The 23220-nt window shown below is 68.2% G+C and carries 22 protein-coding genes; 17 read left to right on the top strand and 5 right to left on the bottom strand.

Features of this window, described 5'->3' with window-relative positions:
- Window position 1 precedes the first annotated feature (1 nt).
- On the bottom strand, window positions 2-3001 hold the full coding sequence (locus tag G6N60_RS00840; protein WP_163731156.1) for an MMPL/RND family transporter: 3000 nt from the start codon (window positions 2999-3001) through the stop codon (window positions 2-4).
- Between the two features lie 115 nt (window positions 3002-3116).
- Between G6N60_RS00840 and G6N60_RS00835 the strand changes: the two genes are divergently transcribed.
- Together G6N60_RS00835 and G6N60_RS00830 are read left to right on the top strand one after the other, a co-directional pair.
- Window positions 3117-4331: a cytochrome P450 gene (locus G6N60_RS00835; protein ID WP_163731152.1), complete on the top strand. Its 1215-nt coding sequence runs from the start codon at window positions 3117-3119 to the stop codon at window positions 4329-4331.
- A gap of 73 nt (window positions 4332-4404) precedes the next feature.
- Entirely contained in the window at window positions 4405-5067 is a 663-nt protein-coding gene (locus G6N60_RS00830; RefSeq protein ID WP_163731149.1) for a TetR/AcrR family transcriptional regulator, read from the top strand.
- Window positions 5068-5088: 21 nt separating this feature from the next.
- On the opposite strand, the gene G6N60_RS00825 is transcribed toward G6N60_RS00830, so the two are convergent.
- From G6N60_RS00825 to G6N60_RS00810, 4 genes are all read right to left on the bottom strand, one after another.
- Window positions 5089-5733 carry a UbiX family flavin prenyltransferase gene (locus G6N60_RS00825; RefSeq protein WP_163731146.1) on the bottom strand — a complete coding sequence of 215 codons (645 nt, stop codon included), beginning with the start codon at window positions 5731-5733 and terminating at the stop codon, window positions 5089-5091.
- A gap of 37 nt (window positions 5734-5770) precedes the next feature.
- Window positions 5771-7315 (bottom strand): UbiD family decarboxylase, encoded by a 1545-nt coding sequence (locus tag G6N60_RS00820; RefSeq protein WP_163731143.1) that lies wholly within the window; start codon window positions 7313-7315, stop codon window positions 5771-5773.
- A 55-nt stretch (window positions 7316-7370) separates the two neighbouring features.
- Window positions 7371-7823, bottom strand: a complete 453-nt coding sequence (locus tag G6N60_RS00815; RefSeq protein WP_163731140.1) for a DUF1931 family protein — start codon at window positions 7821-7823, stop codon at window positions 7371-7373.
- Window positions 7824-7967: 144 nt separating this feature from the next.
- Window positions 7968-9698, bottom strand: coding sequence for a PucR family transcriptional regulator (locus G6N60_RS00810; protein WP_163731137.1), 1731 nt, complete (start codon window positions 9696-9698; stop codon window positions 7968-7970).
- A 290-nt stretch (window positions 9699-9988) separates the two neighbouring features.
- Here G6N60_RS00810 and G6N60_RS00805 point away from each other — a divergent pair, with 290 nt between their 5' ends.
- The 15 genes from G6N60_RS00805 (at window position 9989) to G6N60_RS00735 (ending at window position 23115) form a co-directional block, all read left to right on the top strand.
- Window positions 9989-10675, top strand: a complete 687-nt coding sequence (locus G6N60_RS00805) for an MEDS domain-containing protein (RefSeq protein WP_163731134.1) — start codon at window positions 9989-9991, stop codon at window positions 10673-10675.
- Entirely contained in the window at window positions 10642-12123 is a 1482-nt protein-coding gene (locus tag G6N60_RS00800; protein WP_163731131.1) for a ferritin family protein, read from the top strand. The genes G6N60_RS00805 and G6N60_RS00800 overlap by 34 nt, the downstream gene beginning before the upstream one ends.
- 7 nt (window positions 12124-12130) lie before the next feature.
- Window positions 12131-12367, top strand: a complete 237-nt coding sequence (locus G6N60_RS00795) for a hypothetical protein (RefSeq protein ID WP_163731128.1) — start codon at window positions 12131-12133, stop codon at window positions 12365-12367.
- 7 nt (window positions 12368-12374) lie between these two features.
- Entirely contained in the window at window positions 12375-12692 is a 318-nt protein-coding gene (locus G6N60_RS00790) for a Rieske (2Fe-2S) protein (RefSeq protein WP_163731124.1), read from the top strand.
- Window positions 12689-12979, top strand: coding sequence for an MmoB/DmpM family protein (locus tag G6N60_RS00785; RefSeq protein ID WP_163731121.1), 291 nt, complete (start codon window positions 12689-12691; stop codon window positions 12977-12979). The genes G6N60_RS00790 and G6N60_RS00785 overlap by 4 nt, the downstream gene beginning before the upstream one ends.
- Window positions 12976-13980, top strand: coding sequence for a ferritin family protein (locus G6N60_RS00780; RefSeq protein WP_163731118.1), 1005 nt, complete (start codon window positions 12976-12978; stop codon window positions 13978-13980). Before G6N60_RS00785 ends, G6N60_RS00780 begins: the two co-directional genes overlap by 4 nt.
- A gap of 211 nt (window positions 13981-14191) precedes the next feature.
- Complete coding sequence (locus G6N60_RS00775) at window positions 14192-14458, top strand: hypothetical protein (RefSeq protein ID WP_163731115.1); 267 nt, start codon at window positions 14192-14194, stop codon at window positions 14456-14458.
- A gap of 3 nt (window positions 14459-14461) precedes the next feature.
- Window positions 14462-16351, top strand: coding sequence for a molecular chaperone DnaK (dnaK, locus tag G6N60_RS00770; RefSeq protein ID WP_163731112.1), 1890 nt, complete (start codon window positions 14462-14464; stop codon window positions 16349-16351).
- A gap of 18 nt (window positions 16352-16369) precedes the next feature.
- Window positions 16370-16876 carry a nucleotide exchange factor GrpE gene (locus G6N60_RS00765; protein WP_246240147.1) on the top strand — a complete coding sequence of 169 codons (507 nt, stop codon included), beginning with the start codon at window positions 16370-16372 and terminating at the stop codon, window positions 16874-16876.
- A 7-nt stretch (window positions 16877-16883) separates the two neighbouring features.
- The gene (locus tag G6N60_RS00760) at window positions 16884-17789 is read left to right on the top strand and encodes a DnaJ C-terminal domain-containing protein (protein ID WP_163731105.1); all 906 of its coding nucleotides are present in this window, start codon (window positions 16884-16886) and stop codon (window positions 17787-17789) included.
- Window positions 17786-18103: a chaperone modulator CbpM gene (locus tag G6N60_RS00755; RefSeq protein WP_163731102.1), complete on the top strand. Its 318-nt coding sequence runs from the start codon at window positions 17786-17788 to the stop codon at window positions 18101-18103. The genes G6N60_RS00760 and G6N60_RS00755 overlap by 4 nt, the downstream gene beginning before the upstream one ends.
- Entirely contained in the window at window positions 18085-20709 is a 2625-nt protein-coding gene (clpB, locus tag G6N60_RS00750; protein ID WP_163731099.1) for an ATP-dependent chaperone ClpB, read from the top strand. The genes G6N60_RS00755 and clpB overlap by 19 nt, the downstream gene beginning before the upstream one ends.
- Before the next feature lie 12 nt (window positions 20710-20721).
- A complete protein-coding gene (gene trxA / locus G6N60_RS00745) occupies window positions 20722-21174 on the top strand; it encodes a thioredoxin (protein ID WP_163731094.1) in 453 nt (150 codons plus the stop codon).
- On the top strand, window positions 21171-21434 hold the full coding sequence (locus tag G6N60_RS00740; protein ID WP_163731091.1) for a UBP-type zinc finger domain-containing protein: 264 nt from the start codon (window positions 21171-21173) through the stop codon (window positions 21432-21434). The genes trxA and G6N60_RS00740 overlap by 4 nt, the downstream gene beginning before the upstream one ends.
- Window positions 21427-23115 carry an FAD-dependent oxidoreductase gene (locus tag G6N60_RS00735; RefSeq protein ID WP_163731088.1) on the top strand — a complete coding sequence of 563 codons (1689 nt, stop codon included), beginning with the start codon at window positions 21427-21429 and terminating at the stop codon, window positions 23113-23115. The genes G6N60_RS00740 and G6N60_RS00735 overlap by 8 nt, the downstream gene beginning before the upstream one ends.
- Window positions 23116-23220: the final 105 nt, after the last annotated feature.

Genomic DNA, 23220 nt, shown 5'->3' with positions numbered 1-23220 from the left:
GTCAGGACCGGTGTTTCGGCCACCAGCTCGCCTCCCCCAGCAGCGTCGCGATGGCGGGCACGGTCACCGTCCGCACGACGAACGTGTCGAGTAACAGACCGCAGCCGATGACGAAGCCCATCTGGACCATGATCTCGATGCTGCCCACCATCAGGCCGAACATGCTTGCGGCGAAGATCAATCCGGCCGACGTGATGACCGAGCCGGTGCTGGCGACCGTGCGCATCACTCCGACGCGGATGTTGTTGGCCGACTCCTCGCGCAGTCGGGAGATGAGCAGCATGTTGTAGTCGGCACCCACGGCCACCAGGATGATGAACGACAGCAGCGGGACGGGCCAGGAGATGTCGTGACCCAGACCGTACTGAAAGACCAGCACGCCCATGCCCAGAGCGGCGGCATAGTTGAGCACGACGGTGGCCAACAGATAGATCGGCGCCAGCACCGCTTGCAGCAGCACGCCCAGGATCAGCGCCACGATGGCGAGGGTCGCAATGGCCAGCAGGAGGAAGTCCCGCACCATCAGTCGCTGAACGTCGAAGTTGATGGCCGGGAATCCCGCCATCGATACCGTGGCGTCGGCCAGCGACGTGTTGGGCGTCGCGGCCCTGGCGACGCCGGTGATGCGCTGGTCCAGTCTCATCGCCTCGGCGGAGTAGGGGTCGAAACCGGACTCGATCGCGAACCGCGCCGTCTTTCCGTCGGAGGAGATGAAGTGCCTGGCCACCTCCGCGAACCGTTGATCCCGCAGTGCAGTCGGCGGCAGATAGAAGCCCGTCGCCGCGTCCGATCCCGACGTGGCCCGCGCCGAATCCTGCAGTTGGGCCGCGACCCGGCTCATCCCACCCAGCATCTCGAGGTTGCTGTCGACCAGGGTGTGGACGCCGACGGCGAGGGCCCGCGCACCGGAGGCGAGCTGCCCGATGCCGCCCTGCAGGCGGGCCATCTGCGCGGGCAGATCCGCCCCCGGTCCGCCGAGCACGGTCATGCTTCGTTCAAGAGTGGTTGCAGCACTTTGCAACTGAGCAATCATGGCGGACGCCGGCGCACCCGCCGTCTGAGCGGTCACCTCGTCACCCAGATTGGCGACCTGATCGAAGAACCCCGCGTCGCGCAGGTCGATGAGCGTCTGCACGTGGTCGCGCAACGACCCGCACTCTGGCGTCGCCGCACAGAGCGGTGAGCCACCCAGCGCCGCCGCCAGGGGATCGATGACGGCGATCGCGCTCGCCGCCCGCTCGGCGAGTGGGCGGATCTGCGTGCCGCCCTCGACGAGGCGATCGACGTTGGGCCCCATGGCGTTCAGCTGACGCAGCGCCGGTTGGAAGCGTTGAATCGTCTGGCCGGCGTGTCCCGCCTCGTCGAGCAAACCGGTCAGCGGCGTCAGCGCGGATCGCACGCTGCCGTCGAGTTGGGTGAGACCGTCGGCCAACCGGTCGGCACCGGCCGCCAGCTTCGACAGATCGCCCTTGCGGGCATCGCCGCCGGCGACTGCGTCGGCGAGCTTGTCGCCGATCCGTCCGTTCTGCCACGACAGCTGAGCCTGATCCAACCGCTGCCCCGTCGGGCGGGTGACGCCCACGACGCGATCGACCCCGGGTATTTGGGCGACCCGCGAGGCCATCTCCTCGAGATCGGCGAGCCCCCTGCCGGTGCGCAGATCCGTCGGCGACTCGACGAGGAGGAACTCCGAGATGATGACGTCCTTGGGAAAGTGCCTGTCCAACAGGCGATATCCCTCGTTGCTCGCGGTGGTGGCCGGCTGGCCCTTGCGGTCGTCGTACGTCATGCGCAGGGTGAGCGCCACCCCGCCGAAGGCCAGCAGCAGCACCAGACTGATGACCAGCAGCGGCACGGGCTTGCGGACGACCGTCACCGCGATCCGGTTCCAGTAGGCGCGCGTCCTGTCCTGGCGTGGTTCGCCGATGCCGCGCTTGGCCGCCAGCACCAGCACCGGCGGCAGCAGCGTCACCGTCGCCAGGCACCCGACCACCACCGCCACCGCGCAGGCGGGGCCCGAGGTGGCGAAGATCGTCAGTTTCGCGAACGCCATCGCCACGAAGGCCAGGGCGACGGTCGCGGCCGACGCCAGGACGACCCGCCCGATGGTCGCCGTCGCGTTGATCACCGCCTCGTCGACGGCGACACCCCGCCGTCGCTGCTCGTGGTACCGGCTGATCAGGAACACCGAGTAGTCGGTGCCCGCGCCCAGCAGGATGACGGTCATGAACGCGATGGTGAACTGGGAGACCGGCATGCCCAGTTCGCCCAACGCCGACAGGACCCCACGGCCGACCCCGAGGCTCGTGCCGATCACGAGCAACGGCAGCATTGCGGTGAACACCGACCGATAGACCAGCAGCAGGATGGCCGCGATCAGACCGGCGGTGGCCAGCGAGATGTACAGCAAATCACGCTCCGCCGCGACGATCTGGTCGCTCATCGTGGCGGCCGGACCGGTGACGCGGGTGACCGTCGACGTGCCGTCGAACGCGCGCGCCGCGATGCGTCGGACCGATGCGACGGACTCGGCGGCCCGCGGTCCCCCCAGCGTCCCGTGGATGCCGACCGGCACGTACCAGGCCTTGCCGTCCGCGCTCACCGCCTCGCCCGCGGTCACCGGATCGGCGAGGAGATCCTGCACCATCTCCACGTTCTGCGAGTCGGCACGCAACGCGGAAACCATTGCGGCGTAACGGCTTCGAGCCTGCGGGCCAAGGCCTGCGGGGTCCTCCATCGCGACGACCACCGTCGTCGTCGACCCCTCCTCGCCGAATGCCCGGCCCATTCGGTCGAGCGTCTGAAACGACGCCACGTCGCGCGGAATGGGGTCCAACGACTGCTGCTGAACCACGGTCTCCAACTGCGGGAACAGCAGCGCGAGCACCACGGCCACTCCGAGCCAGCCACCGATGACGATGCCCCTGTGCGTGACGGCGTACCTCGCGACCGCGGCCAGGCGGCGGCTGTGGGCCTCCTCGCGATGCGGGCGCCTCACCATGGCCGTGCCGTCATCGTCCGGTCGGATCCGCTGTCCGCCATCCCGCCTCCTGAGCCACCAATGCAACGTGCGACATATTGCGTCGAGTGTTGCACAGTGGCTAGCGTGAGGTCGTATGCAGACCCTGGGGCCCCTCGACGTCGAGGGAATCGACTTCGCCTTCGACGATCAACCCGACCTCCACGCCGTACTCGCACGCCTGCGCGAGCGCCGGCCGTACGCGATCGTTCCGTTCGCGGGGGTCAGGGGTGTGCTGCTCCTGACCGACGAGCTGGTCCGCGCGGCCTTCCGCGACGAGACGACCTTCCCCGCCGCGCCGACGTATGCGATGACCACCGAGCCGGTGTTCGGCAGGACCGTGCTCAGCATGTCGGGCGCCGAACACCGCGCCAGCCGCAGTATCGTGTCGGCACCGTTGCGGCGCACCAGGATTCGAGATCATCTCCAGCCGGTGATCGAACCGGTCGTCCACCAGCTGATCGATCGGTTCGCCGCCCGCGGCTCGGCGGATCTGGTGGCCGAATTCACGCACCGCTACTCGCTGCTGATCATCAGCCGCCTGCTGGGTCTGCCCGTCGACGACGAGGCCAGGATCCATCGCTGGGCGCAGGCCATGATCCGGTACCCCTTCGACCCGCAGGCGGCAATCACGTCCGCCGCCGAATTCACGGCCTACGTCGCGCCGCTGGTGGCCGCGCGCCGCCGGGAGCCTGGCGACGACATGATCTCCCTGCTGGTCACCGAAACCACGGAGGACGGCGAAAGCTTTTCGGACGCAGACGTATCGACGTTTCTGCGGATGCTGTTCCCGCTCGGCGCGGACACCACCACGCTGGCGCTGGGCAACATCCTGTCGGCCCTGCTCAATCATCCCGAGCAATGGGACCTGCTGCGGTCCGACCCGCAGCGCCACCTGCAGTCCGCGGTGTGGGAGGGCCTGCGGTGGGAGCCGGCGGTCGGGATGCTGCCGCGTGCGTGCCCGGAGGCCGCGACCTGGCATGGGATCGACATCCCCGCTCTGACCCCGATGATCTTCGCCATCAACGCCGCCAACCGTGACCCGGCGGTATACCCGCGCCCCCACGACGTCGACATCACCCGCAACGCGATGCCGACCGTCTCCTTCGGTCAGGGCCACCACAGCTGCATCGGCAACTGGTTGGCCAACGCCGAACTCGTCACGGCGCTGGGGGCCCTGGTCGAGCGGTTGCCCGACCTCGCACTCGATCCCCGACAGGCCGAGACGTCCGCCGTCACCAGCCAGGTCGGCACCACGCTGCGCGGACCCAACGCGTTGCACGTGACGTTCACGCCCGCCGGGGGCCGCTGACCCGAACGGCGACGGTCTTCAGTCGACGTTCGCTAGGTTGTCAACGGGATGCCCCCACCGGATGGAGAACATCGTGACACCGCGTCGACTTCGCGTCAGCGAGCAGGTCGTTCGTCCTGCCTCCTGGGGTGATCAGCCGCCGGTCGACGACGACGAGGCGCGCCGGCGGCTGCTGGACGCAGCCGAGGCCTGCTACGAGCGGCGCGGTGTCAGTCGCACCACGGTCGACGACATCGCCAAGGAAGCCTCGGTGCACCGCACCACGGTGTACCGGTACTTCGGCACGCGCGACGACGTCCTGGCCTTCGTGCTCCTGCGGGAGACGGCCGACGTCATCGACAGCGCCGAACGGGCGATGTTGGCGGACGGGGCCTTTGGCGATCGGCTGCTCGATGCGCTCGACGGTGCCATCGGTGCCGTCGAACAATCCCGTTGGCTCAGCGTGCTGTTCTCCCCCGACAGCCTGACGATGACGGTGTCCGCCGCGGCGTCGGGTGCGTTCCGCGACCGCATTCGCGACGTGTTGCGGCCCCACGTCGAAGCGGGCAAGGCCAGCGGCGACGTGCGCGAGCAACTGGACCCCGACGCCGTCGCCGACTGGCTGGTGCGGGTGGCCCAGATGCTGCTGATGGACCACCTCACCACCCGGCCCGACGAGACCAGGCCCCAACGCCGCGCGCTGTTGCGCGACTTCGTCATCCCCGGCATCCTCACTCCCGCCCGAGAACGCCGCTGACGCTGGGCGTCCCTCAGCGGCCTAGACGCTTCTGCCGTTGCGCGGCGCCAGGTCGCGCCGCACCGGCTCACCCCAGCGAGCGACGCGGCCGGAATCCAGGTCGAACAGGTCCAGTACCCGTCCGACGGTGTGGTCGACGATGTCGTCGATGGTCTCGGGTCGATCGTAGAAGGCCGGCACCGGCGGAAAGACGATGGCACCCGCCTCGGTGACCGCGAGCATGTTCCTCAGATGCACTGTGGTGAGCGGAGTTTCGCGGACGAGCAGCACGACGCGACGGCGTTCCTTGAGACAGACGTCGGCGGCTCGGGTGAGCAGGCTGGTCGTCACACCGGTCGCGATCTCGGCCAGCGTGCGCATCGAGCAGGGTGCGATGATCATGCCCCGCGTCCGAAACGACCCGCTGGCGATCGCCGCACCCACGTCGGCGGGCGGGTAGCTCACGTCGGCCTTGCGTCGCAATTCCCGCGCCGAGTGCGAGGTTTCGTACGATCTGGTCATTTCTCCGGCTCGGCTGATCACCAGGTGGGTCTCGACGCCCACGGCGTGCAGTTCGTCGAGGAGTCTGACGCCGTAGACGATGCCGGTGGCACCCGATATCCCGACGATGATGCGGTGGGCGCTGCGGTCCGTGTCGAGATCCGTGGCATCGTTCAGGTCCAACATCTTTGGCTCCTCGTCGGCGCGGGCAGTGACGATCGGATCACTCCGGCGGGTAGCCGTAGTCCTGCCAGTGCGAAAGGACCCGTTGTTGCAACGCCTTGGGGTAGGCCGTGGTGAACGAGGCGACCTCGGGCAGGGGCCGACCTATCGCCTGAGCGTGCATGAGGCAGTTGTACAGCGCCTGCCCGCCCCGTCCGGTGAACTTCTCCGACGAGTCCAGGTAGGCGACCCAGAAGCCGAGTTTGGTCTTGCTGAACAGGATTTCGCCGGAACCGGGATGGCAGCGGGTCGCATACGCCCAGACGACCTGGGCCAGATCGGTCGGGTCGATGTCGTCACCCATGACCAGGATCTTGGGAAACTGCCACCCCGTGTGCGACGCGAAGATCGTCTGCCCGATGCGGTGCAGGAAGTCGTCGACGGAGAGGCCGGTGTCGTCGTGCCAGCTGTCGGGGACGGTGACCACCATCCAGTGGGTCGCCGAGTCCAGCGGGATCCAGCAGGCGGTCACGGGCAGCCGCGCCTTGCGACACAGATCCAGGGTCTCGGCCGAGATGCCCAGACCCCATATCGTGTGCACGTCCTCCACCGGCCGCCCCGGCGCTATCACCGGCAGTATCGCCCTGTTGCGGTAGGTCACGGCGGTCACGGTGAACAGCGGCCACGGCTCCGGCTCGCCCATCGTGTATCCGCCGTATTCGCCGAGGGGGCCCTCCATCGCGGTCTCCGTGTCGGAGATGAAGCCCTCCAGGACGATCTCGGCCGTGGCCGGCACGTTCACGTCGACCGTGTCGCACGCGACGAGCTCGACCGGCGCGCCGGTCAGCTGGCTGACGAAGTCGTACTCGTTGACGTAGGCGGGCATCGGTGCGCCGGCAGCCAACATCGCTGCCGGAGGTGCACCCAAGGCCAGGGCCCACGGCGTCGGCTTGCCTTCCTTCTTCCACATGTCGTGCACGATGCCGATGTGCTGCTCGGGGATCACGAGGCCGGTGAGGTGATTGCGATCCACCAGCATGGAGCGGTTCACCGACCAATTCGTCCAGCTGCCGTCCGGCGAGTGCACGATGTTGACGCCGGCCGTCTGGATGTAGCGACCACCGTCGCCATCGTGGATGTACGGCACCGGAAACCGGGTGAGGTCGACGTCGTCGCCGAGCATGACGTTCTGCTTGCACGGCGCCATCTCCCGGGACACCAGGACCGGCTCCAGCACGGGGCGCGACTTCGCCGCGACGTAGGCTTCGACGAGTTCCAGACCGGTGGCCCGTGGGTCGTGACCCATCATCATGGCCAGGCGCGCCAGATAGCACCCGGGCTGGCGGCTCGTCGCGGCGGGCGCCCCCATCGCCCGCAAGCCCGGATCCGCGCCAATGACGTTGGTGAACAACGGCGCAGCGGCCTTCGTCTCGGTGGAATGCCGAATGATGGCGCCCATCTCCAGGTTCCAGTCCACGGGTTGGTCGATCTCCTGGATCTCGCCGATGTCCCTGAGCGCTTCGACGTAGTCGCGAAAGCTGGTGAAGTGACGGCCGACGTGTGCCAGCGGGTCGCTGGGCACCGCGGGGTAAGGAGCAGTTCGCATGGATGTCTCGACTCCTCGGGTCGGGAAGCGTGGTGGTGCTCTGGACGCCAAGCCGTCAGAACACCAGTTGGAAGAGCGTGAACGCGCGGTTCCAGTGGTCGGGCGACGGTGTGGTCATGGTCGGGTCGATCACGCGGAACGACCTGGCGAGCGCAATGCTCAACCCGCCGAACAACTCTGGTAGCAGCTCCTCGGTCTCGTCGTCGAACGTCACGTCGGCCGGCGGTTGCCGCACGACCTGCCGCAGCAGCTCGCGGATCTCCGGTGCCTCCTCGAGTTCGTCGAATTCACGCATCCGTTCCTGGACTCCCGCCGTGATCGGTAGATCCTGTACGGCGATCACGTCCCGCCCGTTGAACCTGGCGGAGTTGCGTCCGGAGATGGCGATGCGATCGATCTCCTCGTCGACGAACTCTCGAAAGCGGCGGATGTCGTTCTTGGCGATCTTGATGCTCGCGACCGAGCGGAAGAGCCGCTGAAACACCGGGATGCCCGACGGGTGCGTCACGTATCACCTCCGGTCCAGGAACGTCACGACCAATGCCGCGAGGACCATGCTTGCACTGCGTCGATGCCCGGGAGAATGTGCTCGCAGGCCGAATGTCGCACTGCGGGTTGGGCCTTGCAGGTCATGGAAGGCCCGCCCGCCGCGCTAGGGCTCCTCGTGCCCCTTCTGATCCAGTGCCGGCGGCAACCCGGTCGTCCTGACGATCCGGGTCGCCAGATGCAGGTTCAGTCGGTCCTCGACGTCCTGCAGATCGCGGCCGGTGATCTCGCGGATCCGGCCGAGCCGGTAGCGCAGGGTGCTTCTGTGGATGGTGAGCGACCGGGCCGCGTCGTCGTAGTTGCCGCCGCAATCCAGGTAGTGCGTGAGGGTGGTGACCAGATCGGCGTTCTTGGTCTGGTCGTAGGTCAGCAGCGGACCGAGCCATTCCATGACGAAGTCGTGGACCTCCGGCCGGTCGCTGGTGCGATCGAGGATGCGGTACAGGCCGAGGTCCTCGAAGCGCCGCCCACCGTAGGGCGACATCGAATCCCGCTGAACCTGCAGTGCCCGTTGGGCTTCCGCGAATGACCGCGGCAGCTCCGAGGCCGTGGCGGCCACCGAGCCGACGCCGATCGATCCCTCGCCGGATGCGACCTCGGCCGCCACCGCGCGATAGAGCGAGCCCGGGTCGGGCGCACCGTCGGTCAGCAGTACGGTCATGGCGGGTCGTCGCACCGCGAGGGCGTGCATCCTCGCGTTGGCCGCCCACCGGCGCGCCGCCGTCGCGATCACGTCGCCGGCGACCCCCGGTTTCCAGTGCAGGACCGTGACGGTGTGGGGTACCCGCAGGTTGTGTCCGAGGGCCTCGGCTCGTAGGCAGGCGCTCTCGTCGTCGGTGCCGGCCAACAGATCTTCGAGGAGGTCGCGGCGCAGCCGGAGCTCCGTTTCGGCCAGCACGCGATGGTGGGCGAACTCCAGTGCCAACACGGTCGCGGCATGCTCCAGCGCGACGATGTCCAGCCGGTCGGCGACCTTGTTCGGATCGTGGACGCGCACCACGCCGAGGATGTTCGCCTTCTGCCTAATGAGCCAGAAGATCCAGTTGCCGTCACGCTGTGGCGTGCCCTGCGCGGCGGTGCGCCGCAGCGTCTCCTCGCGGTTGTCGCCTCCGATCGGTCGGTGCGCATCGGGCTCCGCTCCCCCCGACCACGCCCGCGGATTGCCGAAGACGTCCTCGACGACGACGTTCAGTGACGTCAGCTCCCGCAGCGCGTCGGCGATCCCCTGCACACCCGAGCCGGCGCCCGACACCGCCGTCAGCGTCGCGTGGATCAGGTCTTGTCGCTTCAGCTCGGAAACGGTGTCGGACAACCGTTTTATGGCGCACTGGCGATCCTCCATGAGCGCGCGCTCCTTCTCGAGGAGATCGGCACTCGTCATCGCGGCCGCCGTCTGTTGGGCCAGCGCCCTGAGCAGGAAGAGTTCCTCGGGCGTCGGCGCGCTCTCGGCCCGAACCACCAGCGCACCCTTGGTGCCCTCCACCGCCTGCAGCGCGATCACGTATCGAGACTGACCGTCGGCCAGCTCGACCGTCAGATCCGCACCCGGATTCGCTGCCACGTGGGCGTCCACGCGGCCGTCGAGCTTGCGGTCGGGCTGGCGACCGTCCGCCAGGGCCCCGTTGACGAAGCGGTACGTCGCGTCGGTGCGAAACGCGCCGAGGGAGGACACGGCATTGGCCGCCAACTCGAGTATCGACGCGGCATCGCGGCCGTCGAACATCAACGCCGAGAGGACGAGGACGCCGTAGAGGTTCGACAGCTGGGTCCGAGCCTGCTCCGATGAGCGCATGGCAAACTGGCCGAAGGAGAACGACCCGGGGACCTCGCGCGCCACAGTCAATTACATCCGCTCCCCAGCCCGAGTACAACCGATGATCGTGATGCCAACCTGTCACGAGCTGAACGTGGCGTCTTCGGCCCGTCAGGACAGAATCGTGGGTCGAACTCGACCTCCCGTGCCAAACCGAGCCTTGCCAGCGCGAATTCCCTTGCGGCACCGCTGCGGCGACGGCTGTGGGGTGCGCAGTCCAGCGAAGTTCAGCACGCCGTGACAGTTCCCTGGCCCCCCGGAATGGCATAGCATGATCTTGACCCAACACGACTTCAGATGACCGAGGTGATGCCGTGTCCGATGCCCTCGACGTGGGCGTCACCGGCATCGCAGCAACGCTGGGCGACCACATTTGCGGCCTTTACTCCACCGAGGCCCAGCGCGATCAGATCATGCTTCCGTTCCTTCGGGCCGGTCTGGCGGCCGGCGACAAGTGCATCTGCGTGGTCGACGGGGCCGAATCCCACCAGGTGGTCGCGGCACTGGATGCGCACGTCGACGCCGGAAACTGCATCGCCACCAAGCAACTCGAGGTCATCTGCGCGCCCGACATGTACCTGCGGTCCGGCGGCTTCTCGGCCAACGAGGTGATCGGCTCGTGGAAGGCCGCCATGGCCGACGTCATGTACGACGGTCGGTTCGACGTCGTCCGGGCGGTCGAGACCTGGTCCCGCCGGGAGGTGGTGCCCGACACGGCAGAGCTCGTGGTGCTCGAGTCCGAGATGAACCGGTTCCTCCCGCTGTTCCCCCAGGTCGTCATCTGCCTGTACGACATCAGCCGCTTCGGCAGCGGCATCATCGTCGACCTGCTCAAGACGCACCCCCGGATGCTGGTCGGCGAGATGCTCGTCGAAAACCCCTACTACACGTCACCCGACGCACTCGGGTACGGGGCGCAGCGGACGGGTTCGCAGACGAGGGACGACGAGATCGAAGGGGCGGCGAAATGGTACTTCGACGAGACGACTGGCTCGATCTAGCTCGCAAGGTCGACTGGACGCCCCGCTACGTCGACGAGCGGGACCTGTTTCCGGTCGAGCTCAGCGGCCATCCCTGGCTGCCCCACGACGCCTGGTCCGACTGGAACGAGGCCTACCGCACCACCTATCGCGAGTACGTCACGAATCAGCGCGAGAAGGACGCCGCCGTGCTCGGCGTGCGGTCGGCGTTGAACAAACCGCACCTGTTCGACGATCTCGATCCCGGTTGGGTGCAGCTGGTCAAGTTCCACAACGGTGCGGTCGCGCTCGCCGAGTACGCCGGCGCGGTCGCCGAGCTGCGGATGGCGCGCTTCGGCCGTGACAGCGCCTGGCGGATGATGTCGACCCTCGGTGCGCTCGACGAGATTCGGCACACCCAGATCCCGCTGCTCGTCGGCCACGACATGCTCGCCTACGACGGCAACTTCGACTGGACGCACAAGGCCTTTCACACCGACGAGTGGGTGGTCCTCGCCGCCCGGCACCTGTTCGACGACATGTTCCTCGCCGCCGACGCCATCGACAGCGCCATCCAGCTCAACTTCGTCTTCGAGACCGGGTTCACCAATCTGCAGTTCATGGCGATGGCCGCGATGGCGGACCGCGCCCACCATCATCTGTTCGAGAAGACGCTGGCGAGCATTCAGACCGACGAGGCCCGGCACGCTCAGATCGGTCTCCCGGTCATGCGGACGTTGTTGGAGAACGGTTCTCGGGAGCGGGCCCAGTATCTCGTCGACAAGATGTGGTGGCGGTGCTGGCGACTGTTCCTGGCGTTGACGGGCACCGCCATGGAGTACCTCACCCCGCTGCACGCGCGGACCCGGTCGTTCAAGGAGTTCATGAACGAGTGGGTGACCGAGCAATTCATGAAGAACCTCGCCGAGTTCGATCTCGAGAAGCCGTGGTTCTGGGACCTCTTCGTCGACGAACTCGACTACGCGCATCACAGCTTTCAGCTGGGGTTGTACACCTATCGCACGACGCTGTGGTTCGACGTCGCGCTGCCCGACCGGGCCGAGCGCGAATGGTTGAACGCGAAGTACCCGACGTGGGAGGCGACCTTCGGACCGCTGTGGGACCGGCTCGAGGACAACTGGGCGGCCGGCGGGGAGGCCAACACGCTGTCCTACGGGCTGCCCGCGCTGTGCAACCTCTGTCAGCTCCCCGCACTGTTCGTCCGCCCGGGGTGGAACACGGCCTGCACCCTGGAGTTCGACGGTAGGAACTACCTGTTCTGCTCGCAGCCGTGCCGCTGGATCTTCGAGCAGGAGAGCGCCCGGTTCGCGGGCCACCAGAGCGTGGTCGATCGCATCGTCGTCGGAAGCGCGCCGGGCAAACTGGTGGACCTGCATGGCTGGATGGGCCTCGAGGCGCCCGTCGAGACCGGCAAGGACCTGCGGCGCGGCCTCGACCCGTGGCGGCTCGATCCCATCCCGACGGTGTAGCGCGGCCGTGCGCATCTATCTGTTCGGTTACGCCAGTGACGACTTCCTGGCCAGGGTCGTGGTGACGCCCGACGAACGCACGGTGGCGCAGTTGGCGAGGCAACTGGTCTCGTGGGGCTGGGCGCCGGAGCGGAACGGGCCGCTGACCGTGCGCGACGAAAGGGGGGCTGCGCTCGACCCCGAGTCGACGATCGCGGCGGCCGGACTCGGCAACGGGGACGTCTTCACGGTGGAGCGGGGGTGAGGGCACGGTGACGGACTGGGTGGACGCGGGCACGCTCGACGACGTCTGGGAGGGCGAGATGTGCGCAGTGAGCCTGGGCGCCGTCGACGTCGTGCTGTGCCACGTCGACGGCGAGGTGCACGCGTATCGGGACCGGTGCCCGCATCTGGCCAATCCCCTGTCCCCAGGCGAACTTCGGGACAACCTGCTCACGTGCCCGGCCCACGAATGGGTGTTCGACGCCCGAACGGGACGTGGCGTCAACCCCGAAGGTACTGCGCTGCACCGTCTTTCGGTACGCGTCGACGGCGAACGCATCCTGGTGCACCTGGGGCAGCTCGGATGAGCAGTGCCGACGGGGTCGGACCGGTGCTGCACACGACGCCGTTCGCGCGCTCGGTCGTCTCGACGATCCGCGACGAGAACGACGGCGTCGTGGTGCACGACGAGGGCGCCTACCTCCGCGTGCTGGCGCCACGGGTCTGCCGGTTGTCGCGGACCGGGCTGGAGGCGACGACGGGGTCCTCCGTCCGATTTCCCGGTGAGTTGGAGGTGGTGATGTCGTCGTTCACCGGTGTCATGCACCTGACCGAGGACGGCGCGGTCTGGCGGCTCGCGGGTGAGCCGTCGTGACCCGACCCGATCGGCCGCCGGCCCGCAAGACCTACACGCGACTGCAGACGGGCCGGCGCATCCCCACCGAGTACGAGCTGACGAGCACCGACCTGCACTACAACTACCCCAGGCGCTTCGAACTGCCGGCCAACAACCCGGTCGTCGATTGGTACCACCGCTACCGCGAGGGTTCCGCCCTGCAGGCCCACGACTGGGAGGGTTTCGCCGATCCGCGCAGCACGACCTACCGGATGTACACCCAGCTGCAGGACGGTCGTGAAGACGTCATCGACGGACTGCTGCGCGAGGTCGACGACACGGGCTACGACGCCCGGTTGGACGACGAGTGGGTGGCGTTCCTCGACCGCTGGTATTCCCCCCTGCGCTTCCCGGTGCATGGATTGCAGATGCTGGCCGCCTACGTCGCACAGCTGGCGCCGTCCTCCAGGATCACCAGCTGCGCCGCGTTCCAGACGGGTGACGAGATGCGTCGGATCCAGCGGATCGCCTATCGCACAGTGCAATTGGCGACCGCACCCCTGAGCGACGAGGCCGTGGCCCGACAGCGGGCGGCCTGGGAGGACGCCGCCGCGTTCCAGCCGCTGCGCGAACTCGTCGAACGCGCGCTCGTCGCCTACGACTGGGGCGAGTCCTTCATCGTGACGAACGCGGTCGTCAAACCCCGCCTCGACCGCCTCGTCAATCAGCACGTCGCAGGCACGCTCGCCACCGCGAACGGCGACCCGATCCTGGCCAGCATCCACTTCTCGCTCGACGAGGACGCCCACTGGCACCGTCAGTGGACCGCAGCGCTGATCCGGCACGCCGTCGCCGACGACGCCGCCAACGCCGAGGTGCTGTCGGGCTGGATCGAGAAGTGGACCCCGCTGGCGTCCGAGGCACTCGCAGCCCTGGCCGGCGTCACCGCTGAGGCGCCGGTGCCGCTGGACCCCAGCGCGGTGACGGCAGGCATCGAGGACGCGGTCTCGCGCGAGGTGGACGCGGCGCTGACCCGCTGACGTCGCTTCGCCCGCGCAGGGTGTGAAGGCCTGGTGCTGGCAGGACCAATCCGGATCGACGTTTCGGTCCCGCTGGGTGCACGCGCTCGTCGAATCTGATTGTCAGACTCGGTATTCCGAGGTCACCCGGCGACTCAGCACCGTCGAGTCAGTGGTGGCGGGTGCCTCGGGCACGAGAACTCTCCGAAACCCAGGCGAAGGAATGTCCGTGATGCGAATCCGCGAAACGACGCCATGGCCCGATGAACTGCGGTACCGCCGAGCCGCCTGGCGCTGTTCGGGCGCCCTGATGGGTGCGCTCATCGGGTGGATCCTCGGGCTCTTCAACACGATCGAACCGTTGACCTCGGCCATGGTGTTGGCCGCCTGCGGCCTGACCGCGGGTGCCTGCGTGGGCGCCGCGGCCGGGTTCCTCGTCCAAGCGCTACCGCGCGGTCAACGCGCGCTCCTCTCCGGCACCGGCAATGAAAGGGACTAGACGATGGCAACAGCGGTAGGCATCGACCTCGGCACCACCAACTCGGTGATCGCCGCCTGGCAGGGCGGGGAACCGGTGGTGATCCCCAACACCGAGGGGGCGCGCACCACGCCGTCGGTGGTCGCGTTCACCGAGAACGGCGAACGCCTCGTCGGACAACTGGCCCGGCGGCAGTCGATCATGAACCCCAAGGGGACCATCTATTCGGCGAAACGTTTCATCGGTCGCCGCTTCGACGAGATATCGGAGGAGGCCAAGGCCGTCAGCTTCGACGTGGTCGAGGGCGACGGTGGCGCCGCCCGGTTCGAGGTGCGCGGCAGGCAGTACTCACCCGAGGAGATCAGCGCGCAGGTGCTGCGCAAACTCGTCGAGGACGCGAGCAAGTTCCTCGGGGAGCGGGTCAGGGAAGCGGTGATCACCGTCCCGGCGTACTTCAACGACGCCCAGCGCAATGCCACCAAGGATGCCGGTCGCATCGCCGGACTGGACGTGCTGCGCATCATCAACGAGCCGACGGCCGCCGCCCTGGCCTACGGGTTGGACAAGAAGGGCCACGAGACCGTGCTGGTGTTCGACCTCGGCGGCGGCACGTTCGACGTCAGCCTGCTCGACGTCGGCGACGGAGTGGTCGAGGTGCGCGCCACGGCAGGTGATTCCCACCTCGGCGGTGACGACTTCGATCGCCGGCTGGTGGACCATCTCGCCGAGGAGTTCCAGCGCGAGAACCACATCGACCTCCGCAAGGATTCCCAAGCCCTGCAACGGTTGTTCGAAGCCGCCGAGAAGGCGAAGGTCGAACTGTCCTCGGTGACCCAGACGCAGATCAACCTGCCGTTCGTCACCGCAGACGCCAACGGCCCCAAACATCTCGTGATGACCGTCAACCGGTCCACGTTCGAGGAGCTCACACACGATCTGGTCGAACGCTGCATGGCTCCGGTCAAGCAGGCGATGGGCGACGCCAAGGTGACGGCGAACGACATCGACGAGGTCATCCTGGTCGGCGGGTCGACTCGCATCCCCGCCGTCCAGGACCTCGTCCGTCGCCTCACCGGCGGCAAGGACCCGAACATGACGGTCAACCCCGACGAGGTGGTCGCCATGGGTGCGGCGATCCAGGCGGGCGTGCTCAAGGGCGAGGTCTCCGACGTGCTGCTGCTCGACGTCACCCCGCTCTCGCTGGGCGTCGAGACCGCCGGTGGCGTGATGACGAAGATCCTCGAGCGCAACACCACCATCCCCGCCCGGCGCAGCGAGGTCTTCAGCACCGCGGCGGACAATCAGCCGGCCGTGGACATCGTCGTCCTGCAGGGCGAACGCGAAATGGCCGCGGACAACCGCGTTCTCGGCAGGTTCAAGCTGGAGAACATCCGTCCGGCCCCGCGCGGCGAGCCACAGATCGAGGTGACCTTCGACGTGGACGCCAACGGCATCCTGCACGTCACGGCCCGCGACCAGGACACCGGTGCCGAGCAGAGCATCACCATCAGCGAACAGTCGAACCTCGATCAGCACGAGGTCGACCGGATGCTCGCCGAGGCCGAGGCCCACCGCCGCGAGGACGAGGAACTGCGCAGGCACGTCGACGCGCGCAATGCGCTGGACTCGGCGGCCTATCAGGTCGAGCGTCGGCTGGCCGAGTTGGGCGACTCGGCGGCGCCGCACGACCGGGCCCGCGCCGAGATGCTGGTCGCCGACGCCCGGCAGGCGGTCAGGGACGAGACACCGCTGGAGCGGCTGCAATCGCTGACTTCTGAACTGCAGCAGGCACTTTACGGCCTGCAGCCCGTTTCCGCCGGCGGTACCAACGGGCACCAGGCGACGTCGAGCAACGGCCACGGTGCCTCCGTCGGCGCCGACGACGTGGTCGACGCCGAATTCGATCGGGGCTGACCCGCCATGGTCAGCCCGATGGAGCACACGACGACCGACGAGGACCGCGACGGGCAGAGCCCGTCCGAAGACGTTGCCGCACAACCAGACCTGGACGCCGAGCTCGCCAAGGTCGAGGACCGTTGGCGACGGGCGGTCGCGGATCTGGACAACCTGCGCAAGCGTTACGTCCGCGAACTGGAACGCGAGCGGGCGGCGGAGCGCTCGCGGGTGGCCGCCGCCTGGCTACCCGTCGTCGACAATCTGGAACGGGCGATCGCCCACACCGGTGACCGGTCCGACGCGATCGTCGAGGGCGTGCGCAGCATTCTGGACGAGGGGCTGCAGGTGCTCGAACGGCTCGGCTATCCCCGCGACGAGGAGTCGGGGGTGCCGTTCGACCCGCAGCGCCACGAGGTGGTCGGTCTCGTCGCGCACGCCGACGAGGCGCCGGGGACGGTCGTGGAGGTGCGGCGGCCGGGTTACGGACGTGGTGCCGATCAATTGCGGCCGGCTTCCGTGGTCGTCAGCAGACCCAAGGAGTGAGACGCCGGTGGCGCGCGACCTCTACCAAGTCCTCGGAGTGTCCCGGGACGCGACCGCTGACCAGATTCAGCAGGCATTCCGCACACTGGCACGCAAGTACCATCCCGACGTCAACAAGGATCCCGCGGCCGAAGACCGGTTCAAGGAGATCAACGAGGCGTATCACGTGCTGTCGGATCCGGACACCCGCACGCGGTACGACCGCTTCGGTGACGACTTCCGCCACGTCCCAGAGGACTGGGACGAGCGTACCGCTCGCGGTGGCGTCGGCGGCGCGGGGCGGTCCGGTGCGCGGGTGCGCTACGGGCAGGGTTTCGGCGGTGGCGGCATCGACATCGAGGACCTCTTCGGCGACATCTTCCGGGGCAGTGGCGGATTCGGACCCATTCCCGGTGCCGACCAGGAGGCGGTGCTGGAGCTGACCGTCGAGGAGGCCTATCGCGGTGGTAGGCGCCAGATCTCGCTGGACGGCCGCAGCTATGGCGTCACCATCCCCGCCGGCGTCGTCGACGGGCAGCGCATCCGGCTGGCCGGGGAGGGCGGCCGGGGCAGCGGCGACGGGCCGCCGGGAGATCTCTACCTCAGGGTGCACATCACGCCGGATCCGCGCTTCCGGCTCGACGGCCGCGACGTCACGGTCGATCTGCCGGTCACGCCCTGGGAGGCCGAACTGGGCGCCACCGTCGCGATCCGGACACCCGGCGGCGAGGCGAAGGTCAAGGTGCCCCAGGGATCGTCGACCGGGCGGCGGCTGCGGCTGCGGGGCGAGGGCATGCCCCATCCGCACGGCACGCCGGGGGACCTCTACGCCGAGATCAAGGTCATGGTCCCACCGAAACCCTCGGCGGCAGAACGTGATCTGTTCGAACAGTTGGCGACGGTGTCGACGTTCGACCCGAGGAGGGGACGATGAGCACCCCGGGCCACGCGCTGGCACGCCGACCCGGCCTGCCCCTCGAGGCGTTCGCCGCGCGGTGCGCCCTGCATCCCGACCTGGTGCGCAGACTGGTGGCGCTCGGCCTGGTCTCCTGCCAACGGGATCATCGCGGCGATCTGCGGTTCGGACCAGCCGCGGTGGTGACGATCGCCCGGATTCAGCGGCTCAGGACGGGGCTCGGATTGAACTACGCCGCCATCGGATTGGTGCTCGACCTGTTGGACCGCATCGACGAGCTCGAAACAGCCTCACGACGAAGGAGGACGCCATCGTGGACGTCACCAAGCTGACCCAGAAGTCCCAGGAGGCGCTGGCCGAGGCCCAGGGCATCGCGACCAGGATGGGCCACGTCGAGGTCGACGGCGAGCATCTGCTGACGGCGCTGATCGACCAGCCCGAGGGTCTGGTGCCGCGACTGCTGGATCACGCGGGGGCCGACGTCGCGGCCCTGCGCGCCGACCTCGACCGCGAGCTGAACCGGCGTCCGCGGGTGAGCGGCCCCGGCGCCGCCCCGGGTCAGGTCTCCGTCACCCGGCGGCTCGCGACGCTCCTGGAGGCCGCCGAGCGCGAGGCGCAGCGACTGCGCGACGACTACGTGTCCGTGGAGCATCTCGTCATCGCGCTCGCCGAGGAGGGGACGGCGAGCGCGGCCGGCCGAATCCTGCTCTCGCACGGCGTGACCCGCGATTCCTTCCTGACCGCGCTGACCAAGGTCCGGGGGAATCAGCGGGTCACGTCGGCGTCGCCGGAGGGAGCCTACGAGGCGCTGGAGAAGTACGGGCGCGACCTGGTCGCCGAGGCCCGCGCCGGCACGCTGGATCCGGTCATCGGACGCGACGCCGAGATCCGCAGGGTCATTCAGATCCTCAGTCGCAAGACGAAGAACAACCCGGTGCTCATCGGTGATCCTGGCGTCGGCAAGACCGCGATCGTCGAGGGTCTGGCCCAGCGGATCGTCCGCGCCGACGTGCCGGAAGGTCTGCGGGACAAGACGATCTTCTCCCTCGACATGGGCGCTCTGATCGCCGGCGCGAAGTACCGCGGCGAGTTCGAGGAACGGCTGCAGGCGGTGCTGTCGGAGGTCAAGGCCGCCGAGGGTCGCATCCTGCTCTTCGTCGACGAGTTGCACACCGTGGTCGGCGCCGGGGCGACGGAGGGCTCACTGGACGCCGGCAACATGCTCAAGCCGATGCTTGCCCGCGGTGAGCTGCACATGATCGGTGCCACCACCCTCGACGAATACCGCACGCACATCGAGAAGGACGCCGCGCTCGAGCGTCGGTTCCAGACCGTGCTCGTCGAGGAGCCCGACGTCGAGGACGCCCTGTCGATCCTGCGCGGGCTGCGCGAACGCCTCGAGGTGTTCCACGGGGTGAAGATTCAGGATGCCGCACTGGTCGCGGCGGCGACCCTGTCGCACCGCTACATCACCGATCGCTTCCTGCCCGACAAGGCGATCGACCTGGTCGACGAGGCATGTGCGCGGCTGCGCACCGAAATCGACTCGATGCCAGCGGAGTTGGACGAGATGACCCGCCGGGTCACTCGGCTCGAGATCGAAGAGGCGGCGTTGGCCAAGGAGACCGACGCGGCCAGTCAGGCCCGGCTGGCCGACCTCCGCCGAGAACTCGCCGATCTGCGCGCCGAGACCGACGCCCGGCACGCCCAGTGGGACGCCGAACGACAGGCGATCCGGCGGGTGCAGGAACTGCGCGGTCAACTCGAGCAGCTCCGGCACGAGGCCGACGAAGCCGAACGCGCGTACGACCTGAACCGCGCCGCCGAGTTGCGCTACGGGCAGATCACCGAGCTGGAACGCAAACTGCATGCGGCAGAGGAACAACTGGCGACCAAGCAGGGCGAGAAGCGGTTGCTTCGCGAGGTCGTCACCGAAGACGAGATCGCCGAGATCGTCGCCGCGTGGACCGGCATCCCGGTTGCCCGACTGCAGGAGGGCGAGCGGGAGAAGCTGCTGCGGCTCGACGACATACTGCACGAACGCGTCATCGGCCAGGACGAGGCGGTTCGACTGGTCGCCGACGCCGTCATCCGGGCCCGCTCCGGAATCCGCGACCCGCGCCGCCCGATCGGCTCGTTCATCTTCCTCGGTCCGACCGGGGTCGGGAAGACCGAGCTGGCGAAGACGCTCGCCGCCGCACTGTTCGACAGCGAGGACAACACCGTCCGCCTCGACATGAGCGAGTACCAGGAGCGGCACACGGTGAGCCGATTGGTCGGGGCGCCACCGGGTTACGTCGGTTACGAGGAGGGTGGTCAGCTGACCGAGGCGGTGCGGCGCAAGCCCTACTCCGTGGTGCTGCTCGACGAGATCGAGAAGGCGCACGCCGACGTGTTCAACACGATGCTGCAGGTGCTCGACGACGGCCGACTCACCGACGCGCAGGGACGTCGGGTCGACTTCCGCAACACGGTGGTCATCATGACGTCCAACATCGGATCGCACCACCTGCTCGATGGGGTCACCGCGGACGGCGAGATCAAGCCCGACGCCTACGACCGGGTGATGGCCGAGCTGCGCGCGCACTTCCGGCCCGAGTTCCTCAACCGCGTCGACGACATCGTGCTGTTCACCCCGCTGTCCATGCTGCAGCTCGAGAGAATCGTCGAACTCCAGCTGACGCAACTACGGGATCGATTGGCGCAGCGTCAGATCGAGCTCGTCGTCACTCCGGAGGCGCGTCGGCTGATCGCCCAGCGTGGCTACGATCCGGTGTACGGGGCCCGCCCGCTGCGCCGCTACGTCGCGCACGAGGTCGAGACCAAGATCGGCCGGGCACTGCTCCGCGGTGACATCGGCGGCGGCGGGACGATCCGCGTCAGCGCGCAGAACGACGAACTGGCCGTGGACTATTCGGCATCGGCCGTGGCGGCCTGACGGAGGGATGACATGGAATCCGACATCATCACCTGCCCGCACTGCGCCACGCGCAACCGCGTCCCCGCGGCGGCCACGGGAAGGCCGCGGTGCGCCCACTGCCATCAGTGGTTGCCCTGGATCGCCACGGCCGGCGACGCCGACTTCTCCGACGTCGCCGAGCAGGCGTCGGTCCCCGTACTGGTCGACCTGTGGGCTACCTGGTGTGGACCGTGCCGCATGGTGAGCCCCGCGTTGGAGCAGCTCGCCCGGGAGCGGGCCGGCCGCCTCAAGCTGGTCAAGGTGGACGTGGACCAGGCGCCACAGACGTCGCAGCGGTTCTCCGTGCAGGCCGTCCCGACGCTACTCCTGCTGGAGCACGGACACGTCCTGAAGAGGCAGTCCGGTGCTGCTTCCATTGCGGCACTTCGCAACTGGCTGGACGAGACGCTTACGACCAAGGAAGACAAGGAGGCACGAACATGACGTCTGTGTACGTCGATCCCGACGTGGCGGCGATCCGCCCGGTACGTCCGCACTCGACCGGGTGCGAGGAATGTCTGCGGCTCGGCACGCCGTGGCTGCACCTGCGGCTGTGCCTGACGTGTGGGCACGTCGGCTGTTGTGACTCGTCACCCATGCGGCACGCCCGGGCGCACGCGCATGGGATTGGGCATCCGATCGTCCAGTCCTTCGAACCCGGCGAGAATTGGCGCTGGTGCTACGTCCACGAAGTCTATGTCTGAGGTGATGGTCGACCAGCGCGAATCTGACGCGCTCGTCGAAACCCCAGACGTGTACGGCGCGTACCCGCGGTTGTCCGACGACGAGGTCGCGACGCTCGAAGCAGGCGGCGCCCGGCGCACCATCGACACGGGCGAAGTCCTCGTCCGCGAAGGCGAGCGCGCCGACTACTTCTTCGTCATCCTGTCCGGCAAGGTGGCGGTCACCACCCTCGACGATGCGGGTCATCGACGCGTGCTGAGGGTGCACGGGCCAGGACGGTTCCTCGGCGAACTGGGTGACCTCGAAGGCCAGGCCGCGTTCTACACCGCCGAGGTCGTGGAGCCCGGTGAGGTACTCGTGGTTCCGACCGAACGCGTGCGGGCGCTCGTCGCGGGCGATCCGGCGCTCAGCGATCTGATCCTGCGCGCCTACCTGTGTCGGCGCTCGCTGCTCATCCAGGAGGGCGTCGGGCTCCGGATCATCGGCTCGTGCTTCTCGCCCGACACCGTCCGGCTGCGTGAGTTCGCCGCGCGAAACCGATTGCCGCACCGTTGGTTCGACCTCGAACGCGACGCAGGTGCCGAACGCTTGCTCCAGCGTTTCGGGATCACCACCCAGGACACCCCGGTGGTGATCTGGGGCGGTGCGGTGCTGCGCAACCCGAGCAACGCCGAACTCGCCAGGCGCGTGGGACTGTCGGTGCCGGACGCGACGCCCGAGGAAGCCGACGTCGTCGTCGTGGGCGCCGGTCCGGCGGGGCTGGGCGCAGCGGTGTACGGCGCATCGGACGGGCTGGCCACCGTGGCCATGGAACGGATCGCGACCGGCGGTCAGGCGGGGACGTCGTCGAGGATCGAGAACTATCTCGGATTTCCCGGAGGCATCTCGGGCGGCGATCTGGCCGAACGTGCAGCCCTGCAAGCCGTCAAGTTCGGCGCGCGAATCCTGGTGTCCGCGGAGATCGTGCGGCTGGACTCCAGCGACGGGCACCACCAAATGACCATGGCCGACGGGGCGACGATCGTGGCCAGGGCCGTCGTCCTGGCGATGGGCGCCAGATACCGCAAGCTCCCGGTCCCGGGACTCGAATCCTTCGAGGGCAACGGCGTCTACTACGCCGCCACCGTGCAGGAGGCCTTGCTCTGCGGCACCGGCCCGGTGGTGATCGTCGGAGGAGGCAACTCCGCGGGCCAAGCCGCAGTGTTCCTCGCCGGCCGGGTGGCCAGGGTCTACGTGGTGATCCGCGGTGACGATCTGCGAAAGACCATGTCCCGCTACCTGATCGATCAGATCGAGCGGCATCCCCGCGTGACCGTCCGATCGTGCACCGAGGTGCGTGAGGTGCACGGGGACGACAAGCTCAGAGAGGTCGTGGTCGAGGACAATCGCACCGGTGAACGGGAGTCGATCCAGACCCGCGCACTGTTCGTGTTCATCGGCGCCGATCCCCACACGTCGTGGCTCGCCGACACCATCCGACTCGACGACCGCGGCTTCGTCCCGACCGGCCCGGCGGCCCTCTACTCGGGCGCCTCGGGTGCGCAGCCGCATGCGCCGCGACAGCCCATGATGCTCGAGACCAACCGCACCGGGGTGTTCGCCGTGGGTGACGTACGCAGCGGTTCGGTGAAGCGGGTCTCGTCCGCGGTCGGAGAGGGGTCCATGGCCATTCGGCAGATCCACGAGTACTTCGGAAACTGATTGCGCGGAACAGCTTCGCGCACCGCGCCTGAGCGTTGGCCCCCGACCGTCTGAGGAAGTGCCGAACGGGTGGCGGTGCGGCTGAACGGCGCGGACTCTGGAGTC

The sequence above is a fragment of the Mycolicibacterium madagascariense genome, from assembly GCF_010729665.1.
Taxonomy (GTDB): domain Bacteria; phylum Actinomycetota; class Actinomycetes; order Mycobacteriales; family Mycobacteriaceae; genus Mycobacterium; species Mycobacterium madagascariense.
The sequence above is the reverse complement of the archived record's forward strand: the minus strand, read 5'-3'. Positions and strand labels throughout refer to the sequence as shown.

What these genes read in the sequence shown, in the direction of transcription:
- G6N60_RS00775 (WP_163731115.1), top strand. Translation starts at nt 14,192, where the DNA reads ATGCGAATCCGCGAAACGACGCCATGGCCCGATGAACTGCGGTACCGC.
- G6N60_RS00840 (WP_163731156.1), bottom strand. Translation starts at nt 3,001, where the DNA reads ATGGTGAGGCGCCCGCATCGCGAGGAGGCCCACAGCCGCCGCCTGGCC.
- G6N60_RS00740 (WP_163731091.1), top strand. Translation starts at nt 21,171, where the DNA reads ATGACGTCTGTGTACGTCGATCCCGACGTGGCGGCGATCCGCCCGGTA.
- dnaK (WP_163731112.1), top strand. Translation starts at nt 14,462, where the DNA reads ATGGCAACAGCGGTAGGCATCGACCTCGGCACCACCAACTCGGTGATC.
- G6N60_RS00800 (WP_163731131.1), top strand. Translation starts at nt 10,642, where the DNA reads ATGGTACTTCGACGAGACGACTGGCTCGATCTAGCTCGCAAGGTCGAC.
- G6N60_RS00785 (WP_163731121.1), top strand. Translation starts at nt 12,689, where the DNA reads ATGAGCAGTGCCGACGGGGTCGGACCGGTGCTGCACACGACGCCGTTC.
- G6N60_RS00820 (WP_163731143.1), bottom strand. Translation starts at nt 7,315, where the DNA reads ATGCGAACTGCTCCTTACCCCGCGGTGCCCAGCGACCCGCTGGCACAC.
- trxA (WP_163731094.1), top strand. Translation starts at nt 20,722, where the DNA reads ATGGAATCCGACATCATCACCTGCCCGCACTGCGCCACGCGCAACCGC.
- G6N60_RS00765 (WP_246240147.1), top strand. Translation starts at nt 16,370, where the DNA reads ATGGAGCACACGACGACCGACGAGGACCGCGACGGGCAGAGCCCGTCC.
- G6N60_RS00755 (WP_163731102.1), top strand. Translation starts at nt 17,786, where the DNA reads ATGAGCACCCCGGGCCACGCGCTGGCACGCCGACCCGGCCTGCCCCTC.
- G6N60_RS00835 (WP_163731152.1), top strand. Translation starts at nt 3,117, where the DNA reads ATGCAGACCCTGGGGCCCCTCGACGTCGAGGGAATCGACTTCGCCTTC.
- G6N60_RS00735 (WP_163731088.1), top strand. Translation starts at nt 21,427, where the DNA reads ATGTCTGAGGTGATGGTCGACCAGCGCGAATCTGACGCGCTCGTCGAA.
- G6N60_RS00825 (WP_163731146.1), bottom strand. Translation starts at nt 5,733, where the DNA reads ATGTTGGACCTGAACGATGCCACGGATCTCGACACGGACCGCAGCGCC.